This window comes from Myxococcales bacterium (assembly GCA_012517325.1).
Taxonomy (GTDB): domain Bacteria; phylum Lernaellota; class Lernaellaia; order Lernaellales; family Lernaellaceae; genus JAAYVF01.
Genome location: JAAYVF010000025.1, coordinates 16,506 through 40,230 on the forward strand (window position 1 = coordinate 16,506; position 23,725 = coordinate 40,230).

The 23,725-nt window shown below is 61.6% G+C and carries 18 protein-coding genes and 1 pseudogene; 8 read left to right on the plus strand and 11 right to left on the minus strand.

Features of this window, described 5'->3' with window-relative positions; translation table 11 throughout:
• Positions 1 to 38 precede the first annotated feature (38 nt).
• From GX444_04880 to GX444_04900, 5 genes are all read left to right on the plus strand, one after another.
• A complete protein-coding gene (locus GX444_04880; protein ID NLH47923.1) occupies positions 39 to 1,373 on the plus strand; it encodes a sodium:alanine symporter family protein in 1,335 nt (444 codons plus the stop codon).
• A gap of 223 nt (positions 1,374 to 1,596) precedes the next feature.
• The gene (locus tag GX444_04885; GenBank protein NLH47924.1) at positions 1,597 to 2,628 is read left to right on the plus strand and encodes a hypothetical protein; all 1,032 of its coding nucleotides are present in this window, start codon (positions 1,597 to 1,599) and stop codon (positions 2,626 to 2,628) included.
• A gap of 69 nt (positions 2,629 to 2,697) precedes the next feature.
• Positions 2,698 to 3,795, plus strand: coding sequence for a S8 family peptidase (locus tag GX444_04890; GenBank protein ID NLH47925.1), 1,098 nt, complete (start codon positions 2,698 to 2,700; stop codon positions 3,793 to 3,795).
• An 18-nt stretch (positions 3,796 to 3,813) separates the two neighbouring features.
• Positions 3,814 to 4,515, plus strand: a complete 702-nt coding sequence (locus GX444_04895; protein ID NLH47926.1) for a hypothetical protein — start codon at positions 3,814 to 3,816, stop codon at positions 4,513 to 4,515.
• A 534-nt stretch (positions 4,516 to 5,049) separates the two neighbouring features.
• Positions 5,050 to 5,259 carry a hypothetical protein gene (locus tag GX444_04900; GenBank protein ID NLH47927.1) on the plus strand — a complete coding sequence of 70 codons (210 nt, stop codon included), beginning with the start codon at positions 5,050 to 5,052 and terminating at the stop codon, positions 5,257 to 5,259.
• Between the two features lie 6 nt (positions 5,260 to 5,265).
• Here the strand turns inward: GX444_04900 and GX444_04905 are convergent, their stop codons facing one another.
• Positions 5,266 to 6,702, minus strand: a complete 1,437-nt coding sequence (locus GX444_04905) for a radical SAM protein (protein ID NLH47928.1) — start codon at positions 6,700 to 6,702, stop codon at positions 5,266 to 5,268.
• A 138-nt stretch (positions 6,703 to 6,840) separates the two neighbouring features.
• On the opposite strand from GX444_04905, the gene GX444_04910 reads away from it, so the two are divergent.
• Entirely contained in the window at positions 6,841 to 8,232 is a 1,392-nt protein-coding gene (locus GX444_04910; GenBank protein NLH47929.1) for a B12-binding domain-containing radical SAM protein, read from the plus strand.
• A gap of 63 nt (positions 8,233 to 8,295) precedes the next feature.
• Positions 8,296 to 9,717 carry a hypothetical protein gene (locus GX444_04915; protein NLH47930.1) on the plus strand — a complete coding sequence of 474 codons (1,422 nt, stop codon included), beginning with the start codon at positions 8,296 to 8,298 and terminating at the stop codon, positions 9,715 to 9,717.
• Positions 9,718 to 9,724: 7 nt separating this feature from the next.
• Here GX444_04915 and GX444_04920 read toward each other — a convergent pair whose 3' ends face one another.
• Positions 9,725 to 10,300 carry a hypothetical protein gene (locus tag GX444_04920; protein NLH47931.1) on the minus strand — a complete coding sequence of 192 codons (576 nt, stop codon included), beginning with the start codon at positions 10,298 to 10,300 and terminating at the stop codon, positions 9,725 to 9,727.
• A 193-nt stretch (positions 10,301 to 10,493) separates the two neighbouring features.
• Between GX444_04920 and GX444_04925 the strand changes: the two genes are divergently transcribed.
• Complete coding sequence (locus tag GX444_04925; GenBank protein ID NLH47932.1) at positions 10,494 to 10,946, plus strand: Hsp20/alpha crystallin family protein; 453 nt, start codon at positions 10,494 to 10,496, stop codon at positions 10,944 to 10,946.
• A 441-nt stretch (positions 10,947 to 11,387) separates the two neighbouring features.
• Here the strand turns inward: GX444_04925 and GX444_04930 are convergent, their stop codons facing one another.
• From GX444_04930 to GX444_04970, 9 genes and pseudogenes are all read right to left on the minus strand, one after another.
• The gene (locus GX444_04930; protein NLH47933.1) at positions 11,388 to 12,146 is read right to left on the minus strand and encodes a KH domain-containing protein; all 759 of its coding nucleotides are present in this window, start codon (positions 12,144 to 12,146) and stop codon (positions 11,388 to 11,390) included.
• Positions 12,139 to 13,959, minus strand: a complete 1,821-nt coding sequence (yidC, locus tag GX444_04935) for a membrane protein insertase YidC (protein NLH47934.1) — start codon at positions 13,957 to 13,959, stop codon at positions 12,139 to 12,141. The genes GX444_04930 and yidC overlap by 8 nt, the downstream gene beginning before the upstream one ends.
• Positions 13,960 to 13,968: 9 nt before the next feature.
• On the minus strand, positions 13,969 to 14,220 hold the full coding sequence (gene yidD / locus GX444_04940; GenBank protein NLH47935.1) for a membrane protein insertion efficiency factor YidD: 252 nt from the start codon (positions 14,218 to 14,220) through the stop codon (positions 13,969 to 13,971).
• A gap of 5 nt (positions 14,221 to 14,225) precedes the next feature.
• A complete protein-coding gene (rnpA, locus tag GX444_04945) occupies positions 14,226 to 14,654 on the minus strand; it encodes a ribonuclease P protein component (protein NLH47936.1) in 429 nt (142 codons plus the stop codon).
• Positions 14,594 to 14,743, minus strand: coding sequence for a 50S ribosomal protein L34 (gene rpmH, locus GX444_04950; GenBank protein NLH47937.1), 150 nt, complete (start codon positions 14,741 to 14,743; stop codon positions 14,594 to 14,596). The genes rnpA and rpmH overlap by 61 nt, the downstream gene beginning before the upstream one ends.
• An 805-nt stretch (positions 14,744 to 15,548) precedes the next feature.
• Positions 15,549 to 15,761 (minus strand): annotated as a pseudogene (locus GX444_04955) (hypothetical protein).
• Positions 15,762 to 15,919: 158 nt separating this feature from the next.
• Positions 15,920 to 17,518 (minus strand): alpha/beta hydrolase, encoded by a 1,599-nt coding sequence (locus GX444_04960; protein ID NLH47938.1) that lies wholly within the window; start codon positions 17,516 to 17,518, stop codon positions 15,920 to 15,922.
• 117 nt (positions 17,519 to 17,635) lie between these two features.
• On the minus strand, positions 17,636 to 21,847 hold the full coding sequence (locus tag GX444_04965; protein NLH47939.1) for a PKD domain-containing protein: 4,212 nt from the start codon (positions 21,845 to 21,847) through the stop codon (positions 17,636 to 17,638).
• Between the two features lie 228 nt (positions 21,848 to 22,075).
• Positions 22,076 to 23,548, minus strand: coding sequence for an MFS transporter (locus GX444_04970; GenBank protein NLH47940.1), 1,473 nt, complete (start codon positions 23,546 to 23,548; stop codon positions 22,076 to 22,078).
• Positions 23,549 to 23,725 lie beyond the last annotated feature (177 nt).

A 23,725-nucleotide genomic window follows, 5' to 3' on the forward strand; every position in this document is an offset into this window, starting at 1 on the left:
CTTTTTCCGCCGCTTGGCGCGACCGTCGCGAGGGCCGCATGGATCAGATCAACGCCGCGTTGCAATGGCTCAACGGTTACCTGTGGGGCCCGCCGATGTTGGTGCTGCTGTTGGGCACCCATCTTTTCCTGACCGTCCGCTTGCGGTTCATCCAGCGGTATTTGGGTCTGGCCATCAAGCTGTCGTTCGCCAGGGACGAGGGCGGCGAGGGCGACGTCAGCCATTTCGGCGCGCTGACCACCGCGCTGGCGGCGACCATCGGCACGGGGAACATCGTCGGTGTGGCGACGGCCGTGTCGCTGGGCGGGCCGGGCGCCGTGTTGTGGTGCTGGCTGACGGGCGTGTTCGGCATCGCGACGAAATACGCCGAGGCGCTGTTGGCGGTCAAATACCGCGTGCGGACAGCCGACGGCACGATGCTCGGCGGCCCGATGTACGCGCTGGAAAAAGGCCTGGGCCAGAAGTGGCTGGCCGTGCTGTTTTCGGTATTCACCGCGATCGCCGCGTTCGGCATCGGCAACATGGTGCAGGCCAATTCGATTGCCGAATTGCTGCACGAGTCGACCGGCGTATCGCCGTGGCTGACCGGCGTCGTCATGACCCTGCTGGTCGGCGTCGTGATTCTCGGCGGCATCCGCTCGATCGCCCGCGTCTGCGAAAAGCTGGTGCCGTTCATGGCGATCGGCTATTTCATCGGTTGCCTGGCGATTCTCGCCCTGACCTATTCGACGGTGCCGGCTTCACTGGCGCTGATCTTCCGTTCGGCGTTCACCGGCCAGGCGGCGGCGGGCGGGTTCGCGGGGGCGACGGTGATGATGGCGGCGCGCTTCGGCGTGGCGCGCGGCCTGTTTTCCAACGAGGCCGGCCTCGGCTCGGCGCCGATCGTCGCGGCGGCGGCGCAGACGAGCCACCACGTGCGGCAGGCGCTGGTTTCCTCGACCGGCACGTTCTGGGACACCGTGGTGGTTTGCGCGATGACCGGCCTGGTGATCGTCAACTCGGGCGACTGGACCGGCGGCCTGAACGGCGCGCGGCTGACCAAGACCGCCTTTTCCCACATCCCCTACCTCGGCCCGGCGATCCTCACCTTCGGCCTGCTGACCTTCGTGTTCACCACGATCATCGGCTGGGAATACTACGGCGAGCGGGCGATGGAATACCTCTTCGGCAAAAAATCCATCCGGCCCTACCGCGTGGCGTGGGTTGTCGCGGTGCTGGTCGGCGCGGTCGCCACGCTGCCGGTCGTCTGGAACTTCGCCGACGCCGCCAACGCCCTGATGGCGATCCCCAACCTCGTCGCCCTGCTGCTGCTCAACGGCGTGATCCTCGCCGACACGCGGGATTACCTCTGGACGCACAAGAAGGAGCTGTAGGGGTGGCTCAATGGTTTAAGCTTTCCATTCCAAATATTTGCGGGCGAGGGGATGCCAATTTGTGTTTTAGATTCAAATAAATATGAATAGCAAAAATAAAACTATTGAAATAAATCGCAGATGAGGATAATATTCCATCAGAACCATTTGGAGGTGCCACCGATGATCCGTATTCATTCATTCATTCATTCGGCTGATTCTTCTTCTCCTGTTTGTTGCCGCGATGGCCTTCTTTGATCCGAAGGTTGCTTCCGCCCGTATGGTGCCGATCCCCAAAGAAAACGAAACGCTGATTTGGGATTCGGGCGAATGGTACGACGAGGAAACCAACGAAGCCGTTCAATTCACCGGCCCGCAAATCCTGCCGACGCGCCATCTTTCAACCGATGAATTGATCGATCTTTGTTACGAGGGCGATCCGGAAGCGGAGCGACTGGACGATTGCCTCGCGACCTTCGCGGCGGTCGAGCCGGACCCCTGGGCCGAGCGAAAAATCACCACGGACGATTACGCCATTTTAGAAGAATTGGGCGATGAGCCCGCGCTGGTGTTTCTGGAGTTGGCCCCGCTCGAAACCATGAGCGCGATCGATCGATTTCTGGAGACCCTTTACGTCGAACAAGAGCTTTTCGATTCCGGCGTGTTGAAAAAGGACGAGGTGTTGACCGAACTCATTGAGGACACGTTCGCCGTGCGAAGCGCTCGCTTCAACGAGATTCGAGACATCCTTGCCGAAATTCCCGGCGTGGTCGTCCGCGATCATTTGGTCGGTCTGGATTATGTGTTTGTTTCAATGCCAATGGACGCACTCGCTGAGGTGGAGCACTTACCGTGGGTGGACCGAATTCATGTGACCGATCCTTGGGAGGAAATCGAGGATTATTCCGCGGAACCGCCGGCGATTCTGGATCACATGCAGCTTGGCGATTACTACGTGCATGACGACGGCAGCGGGGGCTATGACGGCGAATACGACATGCCCGATCTGTATTGGAGCAATATCGTTGCCGCGGTATTGGATGGCAATGGTTTCAATGCGGATCATGTAGCCTTCAATGATCTCAGCACCGGTACGAGCAGGGTAAAACAATCCTTTGTTTGTGACGATGTGGGATGTGCCGAACTTTGGCCTCCGACAGCCATGACTGCCGATTTGAGTGCAACAAAACCATGGCATGGTACGGAAGTGGCGGGTATTTTAGCGGGCGATATCCGCGATGGCCAGGATTCCTATTGGACGACAACCGGCGAATGAATTTATCATTCCGGTCAGGCTCCTGAAGCCGAACTGGTGTTGATAAAATTCGAAAAGGACGCGGCTGGTATGATCATTTCAATAAATCGTTCCGTCTCCAGTCATGTTCACCTGATCAGCATCAGTGACGGTCGGCACTATGATGACGGTGACAATTATTCCTGCCATACAAATGCAGGTTTGGCTGTAGTGGCGAATACGGCTTTTAAAAATGGTATATTAACCGTTGCTTCCGCAGGTAACGACCCTGATCCGGCAAATCAATGCACGGTCTCTGCACCAGCACAAGCGCCGGGAGCGCTCGCTGTTGGCGGAATTGGAGATGGGACGGAATTATCAGCAAATGATTGGAATGATGCCGACCTATTTAGTTTAACTTCTCATGGGCCCGATAATTACTATGGCCTTCGTTGGCGTACGGTAATTGATTCAGTGGCTCCTGCCTACTTTCGGTATTACCCAAGTTATTCAGTTGACTCAGGCGTCAATGGTTACAATACACTTAATCCACCAGGAGGAGGAACGAGTTATGCCCAACCTCTCGTTGCTTCCGCCTTGGTCGATTCCATTCACTATATGCTGGAAGTTAAAGATGACTCACTTTTCCTGCTGCCAGGCGTTCAAAAAGCTTACATGCTGGAAATGGGTGATCGGGCGAATGGTCAGGTCTATGGCTATAATTTTTATTGGGGGGCCGGCCGCACCAGGGTTCGGCGCTTCGATGATGTCGGGATGGACGCTCCTTGGGGGCGCCTGAGTGGCTACGTGTGTGTGGGGGACAGCGATGAAGTCATCGTCGAAGTGAAAAATGGCCAACTACTTTCCGAAGCCGTCGACCGATTGAAGGCCTCGATCTGGTGGTTTACAGACAGCTACTCCAACCCAGTGCCCAACGATATCGATCTTTATCTTCAACGAAGCACCAACGGAACGACCTGGACGACGATTCGCAGCGATACCGGTTCCGATTTGAAGAAGCGGGTCTATTACACTCCAATGGGCGGGTATTACGCGCGCTTGAAAATCGTCGGTACGCAAGTAAACGGTTCCCACAACGATAATGGCGCTTGTTCATCGGGCCAGGCCAGAGTCTATTTCATCTGGATTTATGAGGACGACGCGCGCGATGATTACAACGGTCCGGGCGAAGAAATCGGCCAATTATAAGGAAAAAGGAGACTGATCATGCGGACGTACTTTCTGGCGGTACTAACGATTCTTCTTTTCATTTCATTTCTTGCCTGTGCTCAAGATAAAAACGATGATAACGCCACGGATGACGACGATTCGTCGCCGCCTTGTGAGCCCACTTGCTGGCAGCACAGCCCGGAACAAGCCACCGGTTCGCAGGATCAAATCGAAGAATGGGCGGCCGAATGCCAAAACGCCGATTCCGGTTGTGAAGGACGATATTGCGTGGCGACGAGGATGGAATTTCAAAACGCGCCTGATGATTTGAAGTACTCCGTACAATGTGAGTCTGGGGTATCTGAAGATTTGTACTGTGAATATTACTGGTCGGGAGGGGCTTCTTCCGAAAATAGTTGGCTTGGTCCGGATTATGGCTATCTGTCAAACAAGAACCTTTATGTGTGTGATCCTGACCCGGATGATGCCTGGACGGTCACTGGTTGGGCACAAATACCAGGTGGAAGCGGCAAAAAATGGACAAGTGAAAAAGTAGCGGATTCGTTGGCTCATGATATAACAATAACAGATTGCGAAGATATCGCCGATTTAAAAATCTGCATCCGCTCCTTCATTCCGCCGGACATTCACTGCACGCCCAAATTCGATACAATTAGTTATACTCAATTCGTCGGTTGCGAATCTCGCCAGGAACCGTTCAACCGGCCGTTGAATTGGCGTGACGTGATACCGGATTAAACATCATAACTCTATTGGGGAAGGATGAAATGCGGACGTACTTCCTGGCGGTACTAACGATTCTTCTTTTCATTTCTTGCCTGCGCTCAAGATAAAAATGATGATAACGCCACGGACGACGACGACTCATCGCCGCCTTGCGAGCCTACTTGCTGGCAGAACAGCCCGGAACAGGCCACCGGTTCGCAGGATCAAATCGAAGAATGGGTTAATGAATGTAAAAATGCCGATTCCGGTTGTGAAGGACGGTATTGCGTGGCAACGCGGTTGGAATTCCATGATGCCCCAGAGGATTTGATATATTCAATTCAATGTGAATCGGGATTTATCTCCGAGGAAGTGAATAACCAGTTTTGTAGTCATTATTCGACTGGAGGGTCAACCTGGGACAATCTCTGGTTAGGACCGGACTATGGGATGCTTGCTCCCTACAAAAATGGTTTTGTCTGCAACACGGTTGCCTATAGTGCTTGAACGGTAACTGGCTGGGCGCTGCAAGGGATTGGAAATACGACGGTTCAATGGACAAAAAAAATGATCAACGATGCCTTGATTCATGAAATCACCGACACGCCTTGCGAGGAAATCACCGATCTGCGGACCTGCATCCGCTCCTTTATTCCGCCGGACATTCATTGCACGCCGGTATTCAGCAAAATCGATTACGCGACCTTCATCGGCTGCGAAGCGAAGCAGGAACCCTTCGACCGGCCGTTAGGCTGGCGGGAAATGTACCAGGATTGATTCGGCTCAGGGAACGGTTTTTTCCCGGCCGCGTCCCGCCCACCACTCGCGCAGCAGAACGCGGAAACCGCGCCAGGCTATCCCAGCCTCGTGGCGCGGCCGGCGCAGCAACCGGCGCAGCCGTTGGGCGATATAGCCGCCGCGGAAGTAAAACGAGAAAACCGCGTCGCGCAGCACCTGCCGGGCCTCGGCCTCGGTGTAGGGCGCGGCGAACAATAGCGGCTCGCTCGTCACGAAGTAGTCTTCCCACCGCGTGTGGCGTAGCCGCCCCGCCGCGTCCAGTTCTGTGTACAACGTGCTGCCGGGCAGCGGCTTGAAGAGGTTGAAGGTCACCAGATCCGGCGAAATCCGTTTGGCATAGGTGATCGTCCGCTTCATGTCGGCGACCGTTTCCCACGGGAACCCGATGATGAAATTGACTTTGCATTCGAGGCCGATTCGTCTGGTCAGCCGTACGATCGCCGCGGCCCGCTCCAGGTCGAGCGGCTTGTTGATTCGCGCCAGGGTTTCGGGAACGCCCGATTCGATGCCGTAGGTGACGTGGTGGCAGCCGGCCCGTTGCATCAGGCGCAGCGTCGCCTCGTCGATCCGGTCTACCCGCGAGTAGCAAAGCCAGGTGATTTTCAGGTCCTGGGCGAGAAGAGCCGCGCAAAGCTCGTTGATCCGGGCGAGGTTGGTGGTCGGTGCCTCGTCCTCGAGCCGGAAATCGCGGATGCCCAGTTCGTCGCGGCAGTGCCGGACCTCGGCCAGGAAAGGCTCGATCCGGCGGTAGCGCAAGCGTTGTTGAAACACCGATTTGGAGCAGTAGGCGCAGCGGTAGGGGCAGCCGCGCGAGTACAGGATGCCCGACGAGGGCAGGCGGTAGTAATTGCCCGGATCGGGCACGTAACGCCGGTACGGAATCAGCCGCCGATCCGGAAACGGCAGGGTGTCGAGGTCGTCCAGCAACGGCCGCGGGGCGTTGAGGCGCACGGTTTCGCCGTCCCGGTAGGCCAGCCCGCGCACCTCGCCGAGCGCTCGGCCGTCGCGCCGCGCTTCCACCAGTTCGGCCAGCGTCACCTCGCCCTCGCCGATTGCCAGGTAATCGAAGGCCGCGAATTCGCGCAGGGTCCGTTCCGGCAGCGCCGAGGCGTGAAAGCCGCCTAACACCACCGGCGTGCTCGGCGCCAACCGCTTGGCGCGCGCCGCGATATCCGCCGCCAGCGCCACGTTGGGTGTGTAGGCCGAAATGCCGATCAGCTCCGGTTTGGTTTCGGCCAGCGTTTTTTCCAGCATCGGCGAGATGCGGCCGTGCCAGTCGAGGTCGAGGAGGCGCGCGGTCAACCCGCGGGTTTTCAGAAACGACGCCAGATAGCACAGCGACAGCGGGATTTCCTTGCCCGGCAGGTTGAAAAACGTGCCCTTCACGTTGGGCGTCTGTATCAACAGGACATCCAGCGGCATCGCGCCTGCCTCTTCCCTTCCTCCGGCGATCCAGGTTAAATTCGCGACTGCAAGGGCGCCGCGCCCATTATAAAAGCTCCTTTGTCTTTTACTACTCCCGGCCCGCGCAGGACCGGCTAGCGAATCGAGCGCCACCGGATGTCGAACGGCTTCAGACGAGACCGGCCGCCGCGCACGGCGTTGTGTTACCCGCCCACTCTGGCGGTGACGGTGATGCCGCCGCTCGGCCTGGGTTACCTGGCGGCTTGCGCCGAGGCGGCGGGCTTTCCGGTCGACCTGTACGATCTGGCCGGCGGCCGCTGGCGTCGCGCCGCGTTTCCGCAAATGATCGCGGCGCAGGATTACGACATCGTCGGGTTGAGCGTGATGACGCCCAATTACCAGACGGGGCGCGAACTGGCCCGGGCGATCCGCCGGGCGCACCCGCGGGTCAAGCTGGTGCTCGGCGGCCCGCACCCGTCGGTGTTTCCCGAGCGGTCCCTGCGCGAATTCGACGCCGATTTCGTCGTCGAGAAGGAAGCCGAGCGCACGTTTCCGGCCCTGTTGCAGTCGTTGGCGACCGGCGCGGACCCGGTCGGCCGAGTGCCCGGCGTCTGGGCCTGGCGCGACGGCAAGTTGGCGGGGCTGCCCGCGCCGCCGCCGCCGGAGTTGGACGAACTGCCCTGGCCGGCGTGGCACAAGCTGGCGCCGCACCGCTATCCGCCGATTCCGCACCAGCTCTTCGTGCGCGCCCTGCCCGTCGCCCCGATTTTGACCAGCCGGGGTTGTCCGATGGGCTGCTCGTTCTGCGCGACCAGCTACCTGTTCGGTAAAAAGATCCGCACCCGCGCCGTGGCCGACGTCGTCGAGGAAATGCGTTTTTTGCGCGATCGCTTCGGCATTCGCGAACTGCATTTCGAGGACGACAACCTGTGCCTGGACCGCCGGCACGCCGTCGCGCTGTTCGAGGCGCTCGCCCGCGCCCGCCTCGGCGTCTGGCTCAAATGTCCCAACGGCCTGCAGACCTCGGCCCTCGACCGCGAGCTGCTGCGCCTGCTGAAAGCGGCCGGCTGCTATCAGATTTCGCTGGGCATCGAAACCACCGCCGAAAGCGCCCTCGAACACGAACAGAAATTGCTGCCGGTCGCGGAGGTGTCGCGGGTCGTCGCGGAAGCCAAGAGCGTCGGCCTGGAAGTGCAGGGCCTGTTCGTCGTCGGCCTGCCCTACGATTCATCCGCCGGCGTGCACCGGACGGTGCGCGACGCGATCGCCATGGGGTTGGATCTGGCGCACTTCGGCGTCTTCATTCCGCTGCCCGGTTCGGAACGCGGCGACCTGCTGGCGGGCTGCGACGTCGGCACCGTCAACTTTTTCACCCCGCACGTCGCCTATCCGCACCTGTCGCCGCGCCGGCTCCGCGCCTTGCAGCGCTGGGCGATCCTGCGCTTCTACCTGCGGCCGCGCCCGGTCTGGAAATTGCTGACGCTGTTCAAATGGCGACAGCTCAAGGGCGTCGTCAACCTGTTCCGCCGCTATCTGCTGGGCTTTTAGGCGCGCCGCCGGCCCGCTATGATGAGCCCATCCCGGCAGCTTCAGACAGGCGGTAAATCCTCCATGCCGTTTCGCTTGTGCCGCTCGAAAACCGAGGCCGCGCTGTTTTTCGCGGTGTGGCTGGCCTGTCTTTTTTTCACCGATCTGACTTACAACACGAATTTCGATTCGCGCTATTACCTGGCCAAGGCGCTGGTCGAGCGCCGCTCATTCTGCCTCACCCCCGACCACGACCGCGTCGGCCCCGATCAGGCGCTGTACGACGGCCGCTACTATTCGGACAAACCGCCCGGTTCCGCCGTGCTGATGCTGCCGGCGTTTCTGCTGGCGCGCCTGCCGCTGAGCCTGCCGGGGTTGCCCGCGCGCGGCACCGAAAAATACGATCGCCTGCACGCCTGGTTCACTCGCGCGCTGTCGAGCTGCCTGCTGGCCGCGCTGGCCGTGGTGTTGTTCGCCCGACTGGCCGCACGCTACCTGGACGAGCCAGCCGCCCTTTTCGCCGCGTTGGCCGGCTACCTGACGACGACCGCCGTGGCGCAAGATACGCACGCCACGGGCGAGGTGTTTACGACCGCCCTCGTGCTCGCCTCCTTTCACCAATTGTTGCCCGAGACGGACCGACCCGGCCGGCCGCTGCTCGCCGGTCTGGCCGCCGCCGCCGCCGCGCTGGTCACCTATCAGGCGGCGCTGATCGCCGTGGGCGGGTTGCTCTACCTGGCGCTCGGCCGCGACCGCCGGGGCGCGCTCCGCTACCTGGCGCCGCTGGGCGCCGCGGCCTTTTTAATCCTGCTGTACAACCGCCTGCTCTTCGGCGGATGGTGGAATTTCCCGGTGCTGTTTTTCACCGATACGCTCGGCGATTCGGCCTTCACGACGAATTTCGAGTGGCCGTCGGCCGGCAAGCTGTATCAGATGCTGTTTTCGCCGTATCGCGGCATTTTCTTTTACAGCCCGTTTCTGCTGCTGACCCTGGCCGGCGCGCGCGATTTCTGCCGGCGCGACCGCGCGGCGGCGGCCGGTCTGGGCGGGGCGTTTTTCGCGGTGTTCGCGTTTTACCTGTTCAACCAGGGCTGGTACGCAGGGTGGGATTACGGCTGGCGCTACATTCTGATCGTGCAGCCGTTGTTCGCGCTGCCCGCCTGGACCTGGTTCGCCGGGCGCCGGCGCCACGGGCCGGAGATCATCCTGCTGGCCTGGGGCGGCGCGCTGGCGGCGATCGGCCTGCTGCCGTCGCTTTTCGATATCCCGTCGATCACCGATTTCCAGAATCCGATTTTTTTGCTGTGGTTGCCGAACCTGTTGCGGTTCGGCCCAGTGAGCGCGCTGACCGATTTCTGGTGGTGGGCGACCGGCGCGCCGCTCTCGCCCGCTTTGGCGTGGTCAAGCAGCCTGCTCGTGCTGGGCGGCCTCTGGGCGTTTTGCCTGTGCTTGGGATTTTCAGCCCGGCGCGAGCGGCAGGCCGAGCCGGAGAGCAAGCCGGATTGAGCCGCGGTCACTTTTCCCGAACTTGCAACAGCGAGCCTTTTTCGAGTTCGACGGTTAGGCCGTCCACCGACGGCTGGTACTGGATTTTGCGAACCGTCAGGGGTTCGGTGCCGAAGGCGACCTCGATGATCAGGGACGAACCCGTATGGCAAGTGCGAACCCAGATGGCCTTGTTGAGCCGGTCGTTCACCGGTTCGCGGCGCCCCAGGTTGCCCGGCAGGAGGATGCCCGACAGGTTCAGCGAATCGATGGTGGCGAATTTGTAATCGAGCGAGCGCAGTTGCCAGGGGTTGCCCTCGCCCAGCGACTGCCATTGTTTTTTGGTCTGGTTGTAGACGGCGATCACTTCGGCCAGGCCGCGGCTATGGCTAGTTTTGCTGTAAATCGCCGGCACCAGGGCCAGCAGGGTATCGCCCGTTTGGAAGCCGGGCACCGAGCCGCCGAGTTGAATGATGACGGGCAGGCGATCGATTTCGCGTTCGCTCAGCACCTCGAATTGTTTGGCGCAGCCGAACAACAGGCCGGTCAGAACCGCCAGGCAAAGAGCGCACCACACGCTCGGAACTTTTCGCCGTATTTTCATGGTAACGGACATCCCCCGCATTCTCGTTAAAAACCTAACTGATTCTCGCGACATGTCAAGAAAATTGATCGCGGACCGGACCCGCGGCGCGGTCGATTGACAGGCGCGGGGCGGTGCTTACTTTTCAGACAGCACGAGCGGACGGGTTGTTTTCCATGGACGGTCGAACGAACGGAAAAGGAGGAATCGGGCCATGACCATCATTCGCAAGGATTTGCGCGACGAAGCGGGGCGAAGCGAGCGTTACCCCGGCGGCGGTTGGTCGACCGCGCCTTTTTTCAATAACCGCGAAGCCGCCGAGGAAGACATGAGTTGCTGGCGGCCGGCGGTGGACGTGCTCGAAGAAAAAGAGGCGATCAAGCTGCTGGTCGAATTGCCGGGCCTGGATAAAAGCGACATCGCCGTCAACATCGATAACGGCATCCTCAGCATTTCGGGTAAACGCCAGGCGCCGGGCGACGCGGAACGGGCGAAATTCCTGCGCACGGAGCGCTGCTTCGGCTCGTTCTGCCGCAGCTTCAGCATCGGCAACCAGATCGACGTTGAAAAGATCGACGCCACGATGGACAAGGGCATGTTGACCCTGGTGCTGCCGTATCGCGAGGAAAGCAAGCCCAAGAGCATCGAGGTGAAGATCGGCGGCTAGCCGCCGAGCGTGAAAAAATCGCGCCGTCGTTCCGTGCGACAGTCGGAAACCACTGCGGGAACGACGGATAAAGTTCTCCCTCACCCCGGCTTCGCCACCCCTCTCCCACACGTTCCGGGGGAGAGGGGATTTTTAATAAAAACCCTCGCCGTCTTATTGATTGGCGCGACCAACCGTTCAACGACCGCGGCTTGTTTGAGATCCGCACCCTTCGAGACGGCCCAGGGCCTCCGAGAAGGGTGGCGGTTAAGGTGAGACGGCCAAAGGCCTCCTCAGCGCTGCGTAGTAGAAAGCCGTGTCCCTTCTGAGGAACGAAGTGTCTCGAAGGGCACGGACATTTGGTAGTATCAACAACCTTTCCCGCTTTGGTTTGGGCCACAAGGTAAGGTCAAAAAAAACGCCGGGTCATTGGCCCGGCGTTCGCTTTTCGACGACGGAGCTTTACTGGCGGTCGCGCGGCGGCCGGCGTTCGCGATCGTGACCGCGGCCGTTGTCGCGCGGCGGGTGGTTGTTGTTGCCGAAGATCTGGACGCGCTTGAGGTCGCCGTTGCCGATCGACTTGGTGCGCAGCTCGCCGTAGTTTTTGATCTCGGCGTGGACGATCTTGCGCATCGCGGCGTCGAGCATCTCGGTGCTTTGCGGCCGGCCGGAGGACAGCGCGCGCTGGGCCAGTTGGCGGCACTTGTCGCGAACGGCGTCGATGCGCCGCTCGTGGTATCGCTCGGAATCGACCAGAATCCGCTTGCCTTCCCAGCCCTGTTTCTGGGCCATCAGCGTCATCAAAAACTGGATCGCTTCCAAGGTCGAGCCCTTGCGGCCGATGAAGATGCCGCTGCCGTCGCCCTTGATATCCAGCACGAGCTGGTCGTCGTTTTCGTGCTGGTCCACCACCGCCTCGGGCAGAATCGTCGTCGCGATGTGCCGCAAGGCCGACACCGGATCGAAGCCGTTGCCGTTGCCGCCGGCGCGGACGGGCCGCGCCGGATGCTCGAACTTCAGGCCTTCCACGAGCGGATCGGACTTGAGCCGGGCGCTGATGCGCACCTTGCGGCCGAACAGCGCGGTCAGCGAACCGGGCTGGGAAAGGATCTCCACCTCGAGCAGATCCTTGTCGACGCCGAAATTCTGCGCCGCGGCGGCCACCGCCTCCTCGACGGTTTTACCGGAAAATTCGTAGCGGCTTTCCTGCTGGTCAGTCATTTGGTTTTTTTCCTCCCACCTTGACGGGTGCAGGGATCGGGTTCGGTAGGAAATACTTGTTGGTGATCACCTGCTGGATGATAGAAAGGATGTTGTTGGTCAGCCAATACACCACCAGGCCGGACGGGAAGCTCAGGAAGAGGAAGGTGAAGAGAATCGGCATCATCATCATGACCCGATTCTGCGCCGGATCGGCGGTGGACGGCGTCATTTTCTGGGAGATGAACATTGTCACGCCCATGAGGATCGGCGTGACGTAGTAGGGATCCTGGGCCGACAGATCCTGCAACCAGCCGAAGAACGGCGTGTGCCGCAGTTCGATCGAATAGCCCAGGGCGCGGTAGAACGCGATGAAGATCGGCAGTTGCAGCAGCATCGGCAGGCAGCCGCCGGCCGGGTTGACGTTGTGCGCGCGGTACAAGGCCATCATTTCCTGATTGAGCTTTTCCTTGTTGTCCTTGAGTTTTTCGCGCAGCTTGGCGATTTCGGGCTGCAGTTGCTGCATCTGCTTCATCGATTTGAAGCTCTTGTGCTGCAGCGGGAACATGAAAATCTTGATGATCACGGTGAGGATGAGGATCGCGACGCCGTAATTGCCCGTCACGCGCGCCAGGTAGACCAGCGCCACCATCAGGTAGCGGGCGATGATGTCGAACCAGCCGAAGTCGATCGACTTGTCGAAGCGGTATTTCGGGCCGTTGTTGCCGGCGGCGATGTATTCGCGCTGCTTGGGGCCGAGGTACGCCTTGAAGACCGCTTTTTTCGTCTCGTTCGGACCCAGCGTCAGCGCGCCGCCGAGCAACCGCGCTTCCATGACGTTCTGGCCGACGTCGCGGATCTTGGCCCGCGCGTTCTGCACCGCCAGCGTTTCCTGGTCGGGGCCGACGAGGGCGGCGAAGTAATTGTCGGCGAAGCCGGTCCAGAAGGCCGGGGCGTCGGCGATGTCGTCCGGCTTGACCTTGGAGATGTGCTGGGCCTTGAGGCTGCCCTCGAGATTGTTGACCTGCAGCATCTGGTTGTAGTCGCGGTAGAAGAAGCTCGACGTGTCCTCGATGATCTGCTCGTAAACCGCGCAGAACGGCTGCACCGTCACCGGTTGGTTCGAGGCGTTGGCGATCTGCATTTCGACGTCGACGTTGTAGGGCAGATCCTGGGGCTGCGTGCCCTGGATGGAAAAGCGCACGGTTTTGGTGACGGTCAGGGCGCCGCTGCTTTGCGACAGCACCCAATGGTCGGGCGCCTGCTGATCGACCCGCCACAAGCCGGTGCCGTCCAGGCCGGCCATGTCGTTCAGAGCGCAGACCAGTTGCGGTTGATCGGAGTAGGGGCGGGGTTTGACCTTCTTTTTGATCAGCGGCCGCTCGTAGGGCGCCAGGTCGACCTTTTTCCGTTCGGCGGCGGCCAGTTTTTTATCGGCGGTGGTGAGGTTGAAGTTCAGCAGTTCCCAATCCAGCAGACTGCCGCCGTCGCGGTTGGCGATCACGCCGCTGACCAGGGGCGTCGCCACCTTGCCCTGCGTGGGTTCGACGGGGGGCGGGGCCGGCGCGACGGGAGCCGCGGTTTCGCCAGTCGCCGGTTCGGCCGCCGCGGTCGCTTCGGCCGGCGGAGTCGGCGGCGCCGGCAAGGGCGGCGGAGTCTGGGTCGCCGGCGGCATGGCCGCCGGAGTTGCGGCGGGAGTCGGCGAGGTCGCGGCCGCTTGTTCGCCGGTGGGCGTCAGGTCTTGCTGCGGTTTCGGTTGCGGGGCGAAGAGCATCTGCCAGGCAAACAACACCGCCACCATCAGCAACATGGCGATAATAAAATTGCGGTCCATTCCGCTCCTTTACTGGCGCGCGGGAGGCACCGGGTCATCACCCCCACGAGCGAAGGGATGGCAGCGTAACAGTCGCCAGAGCGCCAAACCCCAGCCGCGGATCAGGCCGTGAATCTGGAGCGCCTCCAGCGCGTATTGCGAACACGTCGGCCGGTACCGGCAGTTGTTCCCGAGATAGGGGCTGATGGCCCGCTGGTAAAAGCGGATCATCCCCGCGCTCAGGCGCGTCAACCAACGAAGGACGAGCGGTTCGGTTGCCATCGCGTTCAAAGCGGGCTTTGGCCGGCATGGCGCGAAAAATACGGGGCGAAAACGGAATCCAGATCGGCCAACCGCCGCAGGCGGTTTTCCGGTCGGACGACCACCACGAGGTCGCGATCGGCCGAAAAGCGATCGCGGTGCAAGCGAAAATATTCGCGCAACAGCCGTTTGATCCGGTTGCGGCGGACCGCCTTGCCGACCTTGCGGCTCACGACCAGGCCGAGCCGCGGTCCGACGGCGGTGGTCGGGCATTCGATGAGAATCAAGCCGTCGGTCCGGAATCGGCGACCCTGCCCGGTGACGCGGGCAAAATCCCGCCGGCCGAGCAGGCGATCCCGTTTGGTCAATGTCCGCCGCGTCGCCCGCCCTGTCCTTATTTGCTCGGAATCGTCGCGGCCAACCGCTTGCGGCCCTTGGCGCGGCGGCGCTTCAATACCTGCCGGCCCGCCGCGGAAGCCATGCGGGCCCGAAAGCCGTGTTTCCGCACCCGGCGGAGATTGCTGGGTTGAAAAGTTCGTTTCATTCTTCACCTCGTTTAGCGTATCCCACGGTCGCGACTTTTTGCCCGCGCGAAATCCGGGGCTTGTTCGCATTGGGAATGAGTGGTGTTTCTTAGATAATTCAAGTGCTCTTGTCAAGGCGTTTTCACTTCAAAAATCCGGACTTGGACTCGTCATTCGCCGGCGCCGGATCCGGCGGATGCGGATATCTGGTGCTCCAAGCCCCGAAAACCACCAGATATAGTCCGTTTCGGGGCTTTTTTACCCCCGAGAAAAGAAAAACGCCCCCCAGGCGGGAGGCGTTGATCGGTTGATCGAATTTTAGAGAGGCATCACCATGATGCTGCCGCTGGCGTCGACCGAGCCGATGAAACCGGTCTTGCCGTCCGGATTGATCGTCACGTAACTGCCGTTGATAGAAGCCTCGGTGAATTCCACGTCTTCCAGGCTGGCGGTGAAGGCCGCGCCGTTCGTTTTGCCGATCTCGGTGACGTGCATCGTGCCGCCGGTCGAGATGTACAGCGCGTCGTAGACCATCGTCAGGCCCTGTTGCTTGGCGTTGACGTAAAGCAGAACGAAAGTGGTCAGGGTCTCAGCCTTGCCGCCGGTTTCGATCGTCAGGTCGTAGTCGCCCGCCACGGTGTCGCCGGCCAACTGCCAGCCGAACAACTGGTGCATCGTGCCGGTCATCGGATCGCTGGCTTGCGAAATCGAGAAGACGTCGTGGACCGACGCGTAAACGAATTGTTGGCAAAGCGCGCCGGTGCACGGTTCCCATGTTTCCTCGTTGAAGCCGCCGTCCACCCAGGGGTCGCCGGTCGGGGTCGTGTCGTCGTTATCGTCGTTGTCGTCGTCATCGTCGTCGGCCGGCGAAGCATCGTCATTGTCGTCATCATCATCGGCCGGGGAAGCGTCGTTGTCGTCGTCCGCCGCGGACGTGTCGTTGTCGTCGTCGTCATCGTCGCTGGAGCACGCGGCCAGAATGGCCAGGCCGCCCAGGGCCAAGAGCGCGACCAGCAATAAAATCCGCCATTTACCCATCAGTTTCATTTTCGCCTCGCCTCCGGATTGATCCTTAAATTTGAGAAAAAAGGCAATTGCACAACCAAAATACAATCCCAAATCCCGGGCGGGAGGTCAAGCCGCTCGCGCAACGAAGCGTATCGCTTTGTTTCCGGAAGGAATTTTTCCGGTCACCGTCACCAATTTTCGATCGGCAAAGGCGCGGCCAGGGTTTGCACGCAGGGTCGGGAAAACGGGTCGAACGGCTCGCGGAGCCAGTCGACCGCCAGTTGCCGGAGGCATTGTTGATCGGCGAGCGGGACGCCGGACTCGCGGCCGCCCAGGTCGAAGAGCACGGCGTGATCGGCGTTGACCGGCACCACGTAGCCGCCCGACAACCCCGCGGCGACGGCCTGAGCGGCGCCGGTCCACGGCGTGGCCTGGTCGAGACGCGGCGCGATCAGCAGTCCGGGCAAGGCCGTCGCCACCGGCGTTCGGTCGACTTGCGGCGGCGCGTCGTCAAGCCGGGCCAGTTCCTCGCAGTCGATCGCGGTCATCCACTCAATCTGGTCCAGCGGAATGTAAGGGGGACTGAGTTGCGACAGGACAAAGGTGGTGTCGGAAAAAACGTTCCAGCCGGGAAAATCGAGGCACATCGTGTTGTCGGAATACGGATCGAACACCAGCGTTTCGCCGTCGGTGCCCAGTTCCGTGGGCGGCTCGCGCAGGATCAGCGCCTCCTGGTGCCAAGCCTTCATCGCGGCCCAATCGTCCGCCGCGCCCGCCGCGAGCACCATCGGCCAGCGGGCCAGAAAACGCGGCTCGTCACCCAGGTGAAATAGGTCCATGGTGATTTCGCGGCCGGTCGGCGCACCGGCGGCGGCGGGGCCGTTGATGAATTCGTCGGTGGCCGCCCACAGCGCGGCGCCCGACGAGTAAGGGCAGTCCGCGACGGCGTCGCAGTCGGCGGCCAGGGTTTTCAGGATGCGGTCGAGGTCGTGTCGTCCGGTTCCCTGCGGGGCGAGCAGCGAGTCGAACAGGTAGGCCGCCACGTGAGCGTCGTCCAGCCGCAGGTACTCGAGAAACAGCCGCGTTCCGTAACTGTTGCCGTACAGTTTGATCGTGTCCAACCCGAGCGCCGCCCGCACCCGCGCGAAATCCCGCGCCGCGGCGGCGGTGGACAGCCGCGCCGGGGAAACGTCGGTCGGCAGCCCTTCGAGGCACTCGCGCACGAGGGCGCGGTATTCGTCCGGATCGGCGTACGGCCGGCCGAGCACGTCATCCGGGCAGACCAGCGGCGTGGACGACAGCGACGAACCGCGCGACTCGACGAACAGCAGGGTGAAGTTTTCGCGCAGTTCGACGTTCAGAAAACCCTCCGGCCACAGGCCGAGCAGAATGACGTTGCGCAGGTTCGGATCGGGGCCGCCCAGATGCACCGCCAACACGTCCGTTGCCGCGGCATCCGCCGCCGGCACGACGGCGAAACGCACCGCCAGCCGCCGGCCGTCGTCGTTTTCCCAATCGACCGGGGCTGCGACCGTGCCGCAGGCGGTGTCGGGCGGAATCAGCACGCGATATTCGAGCGGATAGAACTCGTTGCACGACACCCACTCGAGAGCCGGCGGCGCGGTATCGTCATCGTTGTCGTCGTTGTCGTTGTCATCGTCGTTGTCGTCGTCGCCAGCCGGTGAAGCGTCGTCGTTGTCGTCATCGTCAGCGGCCGAATCGGCGCCGGTTCCGCAGGCGCCGAGTAAAAGCGCCAGCATCAGCAATGGGTAAAGGGCGTTTTTCATGGCGTAAGTATTGTTCCATCGCCGCGGGCAAAGGGAAAGGGGAGAAAGGGGAGCGGCCGTTTAAAAAATCACGGGCGCCTCGGATGAGACGCCCGTGGGAAGTGGCAAGCGGGCGGATCAGCAGCCGCAGCCGGAATCGTCGTCGTTGTCGTCGTCGGTCTGGTCGTTGAACGCGTCGTCGTTGTCGTCATCGTCGTCCGCGATGGTGTCGTCGTCGCCGGGTTCGGTGACGGTGATGTAGGCGGTTTTGGTTTCCTCGTCGCTGCCGGCGGCGTTGGTGACCGTCAGCGAAACCTGATAGACGCCCGCCTTCTTGAAGGTGATCGACGGATTCTGCTCGTCGACGGTCGTCTGGTCGCCGCCTTCGGGGCCGTACGACCATTCCCAACCGGTGATGTCGCAACCGGCGGCGGCGACGGATTCGTCGGTGAACTGCACCGTCAGCGGCGCTTCGCCCGCGGTGACGTCCGCCGAGAAAGCAGCGACCGGCGCGCCGCATTCGACCGTGATGTAGCCGTCCTTGGTTTCGGTGTACGCCGCGCCGCCGTCCTGCATGGTGTAGGTCAGGCTGACGGTGTACGTGCCGGCGGCCGCGTAAGTGTGCGCCGGCTGGGCGGCGTCGCTGGTTTCGCCGTCGCCGAAGTCCCATTCGACCTGCAGCGGTTCGCAGCCGGTCAGGTAGGTGGAAAGATCGCTGAATTGCACGGCCAGCGGGGCCTCGCCGGCGGTCTGGTCGGCCGAGAAATCGACCGTGGGCGCGGTGCATTCGGCGGTGATGAAATCATCCTTGGTCAGCGTATCGGAGCCATAGACGTTTTCGATCGTCACCGACACCGAATAGACGCCGACGGCCTCGTAGGTATGGGTCGGTTGGGCCTCGGTGGAGGTCTGGCCGTCGCCGAAATCCCACTCGTAGGACGAAACCAGGCCGCTGGTCTGCGCGGCGAACTTCACCGCCAGCGGCACCTCGCCGGTCGTGACGTCGGCGGTAATGTCGCTGACGGTCGGCGCGTCGGTGGAGGCCATGCCGACCAGTTCCAGGTTGTCGATGCCCCACCAGTAATCGTAATTACCGGTGTAGGTGAAGCGGAATTTGACGCTCGCCTGATTGTCGGCCCAGTCGCCGACCGGTAAATCTTCCAATCCGCTGCGGTCGACGGTATTCCAGTAGGCCACGCTGTTCCAGGTGGCGCCGTCGTCGTTGGAAATTTCGATCGATGCCGAATCGTCGCCGTAGCCGCTGACCCAGTTGAATTCGTGGGTCAGCAGCAGCCGCACGTCGGTATAGCCGGTGCAATCGATGGTTTCGGTGGTCAGCGAATCGTTCCACGGGGCGCCGGAGCCCGAGTTGTCGGAATCGGCCATGGCGAACAAACCGCTCCAGTAGCTGCTGGACCGGCCGCCCGGATTCTGGTCGCTCCAGGTGTAAAGCAGGCTGCCGCCGTTGACCGTATCCCAGGTGTCCGGAATGCCGTCGGGATCGAAATCCTCTTCCCAGATCGTCACCGCGCCGATCGTCATGGTCGCCGCCTCGACCGTGTTGGCATCCTGGTGGCCGAGCGAGTCGGTGGCGCGCACCACGTAGAAATATTCGACGAGGTTCGGCAGGTTGGCGTCCAGGTAGGTGGTGTTCGACACCGTGGCGAGCGGCACGGCGAAGGACTGGCCGCCGCTCGTTTCGGCCCGGTAAATCTGGTAGGTGATCGGCGGGGTCAGGTCGGTCGCGGCCGCCCACGACAAGGTCACCCGGTGATCGCCGCCCACGGCATTGGCGATCCCGGCGAAGGTCGGGGGCGCGGTGTCGGCGTAGGCGGTGTCGGTTTTATCGGCCGGCGAACCCGCGCCGGTGTCCTCGTCGTGATAGTAAACGGTGATGGTGTCGCCGTCGCCGACCGACAGCGCGCCGTCGCCCTTGCCCGGCGCTTCGGCGGTCAGGTCGATTTCACCGAAGAACGAGCCGGTCGGATCGCCCGCCACTTCGAGTTCGGTGCAGGTCACGTCCTCGCCGGCTGATTCGGTATCGCTGTCGATGTGCAGCACGAAGGTGCCCAGACCGGTCAGGTCGATGTCGGACAGCGAAACCTGGACGGTGCTGTTTTCCACGTAAACGTGATGATCCAGGCGCACGATGCCGTCGGAAATCGCCCCGACCAGGATGTCGGTTTCGTAGGGACGGTAGGAATGGCGGGTGATCGTCAGGTGCACGTCGGCGATGTCGGTGACGGGTCCGTCAAAGGCGATGTGCGCCGTGCCGCCGCTGCTGTAGCCCTTGCCCAGAATCAGGCCGTTTTGCACCAGGGCGACGCGCGCACCGTCGGCGTCGACCTCCACGTCGAAGCCGGTGGCGCCCATCGGCATCAGCGGCAGGTGCGAGACGGTCAGCGTGCCGGGGACGCCCGCCCACATTTCCATGGTCGGATCGCCGAACCAGTGGAACTCGGTGATGGCGGGGATCTCGTAGGGATCGCCGGAATAGTAATGGTCGAGGTAGATCTTGCCGTAGGTCAGGACGATGCCCATGCGCCATTCGGGGTCATTGGGGCCCGAGATCGGCCAGTCGGGTTCGAAGTCCGGCCACATGGAATCCAGCCAGGCCCAGAACATGCGGTCGTTGCGACCGGAGTAGCTGACGCGGGTCGAGCCGATGATGCCCACCGAACCGCCGTTGGGATTGCGTTCCCAACCCTCGGTGAAGCACTCGGAATGGGAAGCGCCGGCGGTCTCGTTGTCGAAATAGCCGGTCAGGCAGTTGACCGACCAGACCACCGGCTGCAGGTCGCCGTTGGCCAGCGCCTGCACGTCGCTCAGGTAGTAGGACGGATCGGACCAGCCGATTTCCTCGCCGTGGTCGCGGTGGGTGAGGAACACCGTGCCGGCGTTGACCGCGGCCGTGATGTCCGCCGCGTCGCCATCCCAGGCGAAGCCGTTGGCCCGCAGCAGGTCCGGCGGAATGTTGACCGAGTCGTAGCCGGTCGCCGACCACCAACTGGGCGTCCAGTTGTAATAGGTCTGTTCCCAATAAAGCGGCGAGTAGTACGAGTCGGTGGTATAGATGCGGTGCGCCGTGAACGGGCTGTCGGGCATGACGTGGTTGAACCACTGATACACTTCCTCGGTGGTCCGCAGGAAACGCCGCTCCTCGTAGCCGTCGAAAGCCGGCTGGAAATAGGCCGCGGTATAGGCATTGGTATAGTAGCTGTCGTTGACGATCGGATCGCGCTCGTAGTTGATGATGTCGTTGACGTGCTTTTGTGCCTCGGCCAGCGTATCGACGCTGATGCGCGCGCCGGCGATGTCGGGCCAGACGTCGCCGCCGTCCACCTGCACGAAGTGGATGTCCGAGCCGATGTACTCGCCGTAATCGTAAACCTGATAGCAGGGATTGATGAATTCGGAGTCGCCGAAGAAGAGAATGAATTCCGGCGCCGGATCCCAGGTGTCGTAAGCCTCCTGCACCCACGCCTTCACTTCGCTGCAGGTGAGGCCGGAGTCGTCGGTGGTGTAAACCTCGATGTCATAGCCCTGCAGGATTTTCCAGTCGGCCAGATCCTGCGCCGCGTCGACCAGGTGCGGCGCGCTGAGGATGACGAATTCCGCGCCGGTCGGGCTCTTGCCCGTCAACGCCGGGCGCGGTTCGTTGGCGAAGGCCTGGTGATTCATCGCCGTGTCGTACAGGCTTTGGAAGGCGTCGCCGCGGCGGTCGCTGAAAAAGACGCCCTTGCCGCCGGCGAATTGGATTTTGACCTCCAGGTCGTTGAGCAGCTCGGCTTCCCGGTCGACCGGGTTGTACTGCACCGGATACAGATCGAGGCGGATCAGCCGCAGACCGCGCAACGTGAACGGGCCTTCCACGGAATACAGCCGGCCCGGGAACAAGGCCTTGCTGTCGTAACATCCCTCGTCGTAAGAGAAATCCGGGTCCGGTTCGCCCGCGCAGTCGGTCGGCGGAATCTGCGCCGGCAGATGACGGACGCCCTTGAGCGTCCGCCGGTCGTCGACCGTGACGGTGACGCTCGGGGTCGCGCCCTGCGGCACCGCGATCCAGCGCGTGTAAACCGGCAATTGCGGCTCGCCCGGGGTGGAATGCATCGCCGCGCCTGGGAAGTCGATCTGTTGCCAGGTTTCGCCGGCCAGCTCGAGGGCGGTGATCTGGTAGGCGGGAATGTGAAGCCGGAAAGCGAAATCGGCGGCCGAGTTGTCGTGGATTTGAATCGCCGGTTGCCGTGCGGCGATCGACCCGTCGTATTTGACCCATTGGCGGCCGGCGAGGGCCAGCGTGGCGAACAACAAAAACGCTGCGGTAACGCCGATCAGGATGAAACGCTTCACCGGTGTCTCCGTTCGTGGTTCGTGCCTCGTTCACTAGGGCGTCCGATTCGAGCGGACATACTTTTCCAACATTTAAGTATAATTTATTTAACGGAGGTTAGGCAATCAGCGATTGCGCGGCCGGTGCGGCAGGACGGATCGGTCGGCGCCCACGGTACTTGTCACTCTGAACTTGTTTCAAGCTCTGAGTCACAGAAACCGAAACCAGTTCGATCTGACGGGTCGATGCTATTTTTCGATGGGGTAGTGCCGGAAGGTGACGTACCCCAGGAACATGATGGCCGCCGCCACGACCAGCGAGGCCAGCACGCCGTACGGGCGGTCCGGCGTGGCACCCCACCAATCGTTCATCAGCGGCACGATGAAGTAGGCGATGCCCGAGGCCGGCTTGGAGATCAGGCCTTCCATGCCGTTGTACATCGCCTCGCGGCGGTAGCCGGTCAGCTTTTCGTCCCAGTCGATGACGTCGGTCAGCACCGGCCGTTGCAGCACGAAGATCACGCTCACCGCGAAGGCGCAGAGGAACAGCACGACGATGGCGTGCGCGAAGCCGATGTAGGTAAAGGACATCGACGCGCCGAACAACGAGGCGATCCACGAAATCGGATAGCCCAGGAACGGGAAGTGGCGCGTCAGGGCCAGCAGGAGCAGGCAGAACCCGAACCAGACCATGCTCAGGTTGAAGACGTGCTTTTTGCCGCGCTTGGTCGCCATCCGCGACACGAAGGGGAACATCAGCGCCGCGCCGATCAGCACCACGCCCTGGAGGTAGCCCGCGTAACCCGGATCGAGCCCGAGAATCTTGTCGACCAGGAAGGGCAGCGAGGCCATGATCACGTCGACCGACATGCGGATCGCCGCCGAGGCGGTGACGTACGTGGGGAAAGTCGGGTTTTTAAACGACTGGACCACCGATTCCAGGAAGCCGAAGTGAACCTGCTTGATCTCCGCGGCCGGCTTTTCCTTGATTTTCCAGATGCTCAAATAGAAGGTGAACGCGAAGAAAATGCCCATCAACAGGCCGGTGACCTCGAACGAGTTGTCCAGCCGGATCGGGCCGAGGGTCAGCCCCGAGGCGAACACCGTGATCATCGCGCCGACGCCCACCGCGCCCAGCACCGAGCCGAGCACGTCGGAATACGCCATGTATTCCGAAACCTTGATGCGCTCGTTGTTGTAAGGAGTGATTTCCGGCAGCAGCGAAAGGTACGGCGCCACGACCGCCGTGTACATGATCCAGAAACCCGTGTGCGTCACCAGCAGCCAGACGAAATTCGGCGTGAACTCCACCCCGGCGACGCTGAACCACGTCGTGCCCGGGCCGGTGCGGTCGGGCGGGAAGAAAATGACCATCGAAAACAGCATGAGCAGCGGTGTGCCGAAGATGATCCACGGCTTGCGACGCCCCCAGCGGAAGGAATACTTGTCCGACAGGTGGCCGACCGTCGGCTCGGCGAAGGCCTCGAGCAGGCGCGGAATCAGGCCGCCCATCGACATCGCGCCGGCCGAAACGAGCATCAGCGTCGAGCCCGAGGCGCTGTCCCGACCGGTGTAGAAATAGATCAGCCACGAGGCGATCAACGCCGGCGACAGGGAGACCGACAACTGGCCGAGCGCGTAGGTGAACTTCTGAAAGAAGCTCAGACAGGTCTGATTCTCGTCGGCGACGATTCCGGTTTCGACGGCGGGTTGCTGTTCCATGGTTCCTCGCGGTCAACTTGTTTTTCAGCGGCTGATTTTCGGTAAATCGTGCGGAGTGTACGCCGGAAAAAAACGAAGATCAAATTTGAAGTGCGGTTCAGAATGGTTTTGGACGAAGGCGTGATTTTTTCAAAGAGGTTGACAATGGTTTGACATCAATTGACAATTAATTTATAT

What these genes read in the sequence shown, in the direction of transcription:
- GX444_04880 (NLH47923.1), top strand. Translation starts at nt 39, where the DNA reads ATGGATCAGATCAACGCCGCGTTGCAATGGCTCAACGGTTACCTGTGG.
- yidD (NLH47935.1), bottom strand. Translation starts at nt 14,220, where the DNA reads ATGGCAACCGAACCGCTCGTCCTTCGTTGGTTGACGCGCCTGAGCGCG.
- GX444_04930 (NLH47933.1), bottom strand. Translation starts at nt 12,146, where the DNA reads ATGACTGACCAGCAGGAAAGCCGCTACGAATTTTCCGGTAAAACCGTC.
- GX444_04910 (NLH47929.1), top strand. Translation starts at nt 6,841, where the DNA reads ATGTCGAACGGCTTCAGACGAGACCGGCCGCCGCGCACGGCGTTGTGT.
- yidC (NLH47934.1), bottom strand. Translation starts at nt 13,959, where the DNA reads ATGGACCGCAATTTTATTATCGCCATGTTGCTGATGGTGGCGGTGTTG.
- GX444_04885 (NLH47924.1), top strand. Translation starts at nt 1,597, where the DNA reads ATGGCCTTCTTTGATCCGAAGGTTGCTTCCGCCCGTATGGTGCCGATC.
- GX444_04960 (NLH47938.1), bottom strand. Translation starts at nt 17,518, where the DNA reads ATGAAAAACGCCCTTTACCCATTGCTGATGCTGGCGCTTTTACTCGGC.
- GX444_04915 (NLH47930.1), top strand. Translation starts at nt 8,296, where the DNA reads ATGCCGTTTCGCTTGTGCCGCTCGAAAACCGAGGCCGCGCTGTTTTTC.
- GX444_04970 (NLH47940.1), bottom strand. Translation starts at nt 23,548, where the DNA reads ATGGAACAGCAACCCGCCGTCGAAACCGGAATCGTCGCCGACGAGAAT.
- GX444_04920 (NLH47931.1), bottom strand. Translation starts at nt 10,300, where the DNA reads ATGAAAATACGGCGAAAAGTTCCGAGCGTGTGGTGCGCTCTTTGCCTG.
- GX444_04895 (NLH47926.1), top strand. Translation starts at nt 3,814, where the DNA reads ATGCGGACGTACTTTCTGGCGGTACTAACGATTCTTCTTTTCATTTCA.
- rpmH (NLH47937.1), bottom strand. Translation starts at nt 14,743, where the DNA reads ATGAAACGAACTTTTCAACCCAGCAATCTCCGCCGGGTGCGGAAACAC.
- GX444_04925 (NLH47932.1), top strand. Translation starts at nt 10,494, where the DNA reads ATGACCATCATTCGCAAGGATTTGCGCGACGAAGCGGGGCGAAGCGAG.
- GX444_04900 (NLH47927.1), top strand. Translation starts at nt 5,050, where the DNA reads ATGATCAACGATGCCTTGATTCATGAAATCACCGACACGCCTTGCGAG.
- GX444_04890 (NLH47925.1), top strand. Translation starts at nt 2,698, where the DNA reads ATGATCATTTCAATAAATCGTTCCGTCTCCAGTCATGTTCACCTGATC.
- GX444_04905 (NLH47928.1), bottom strand. Translation starts at nt 6,702, where the DNA reads ATGCCGCTGGATGTCCTGTTGATACAGACGCCCAACGTGAAGGGCACG.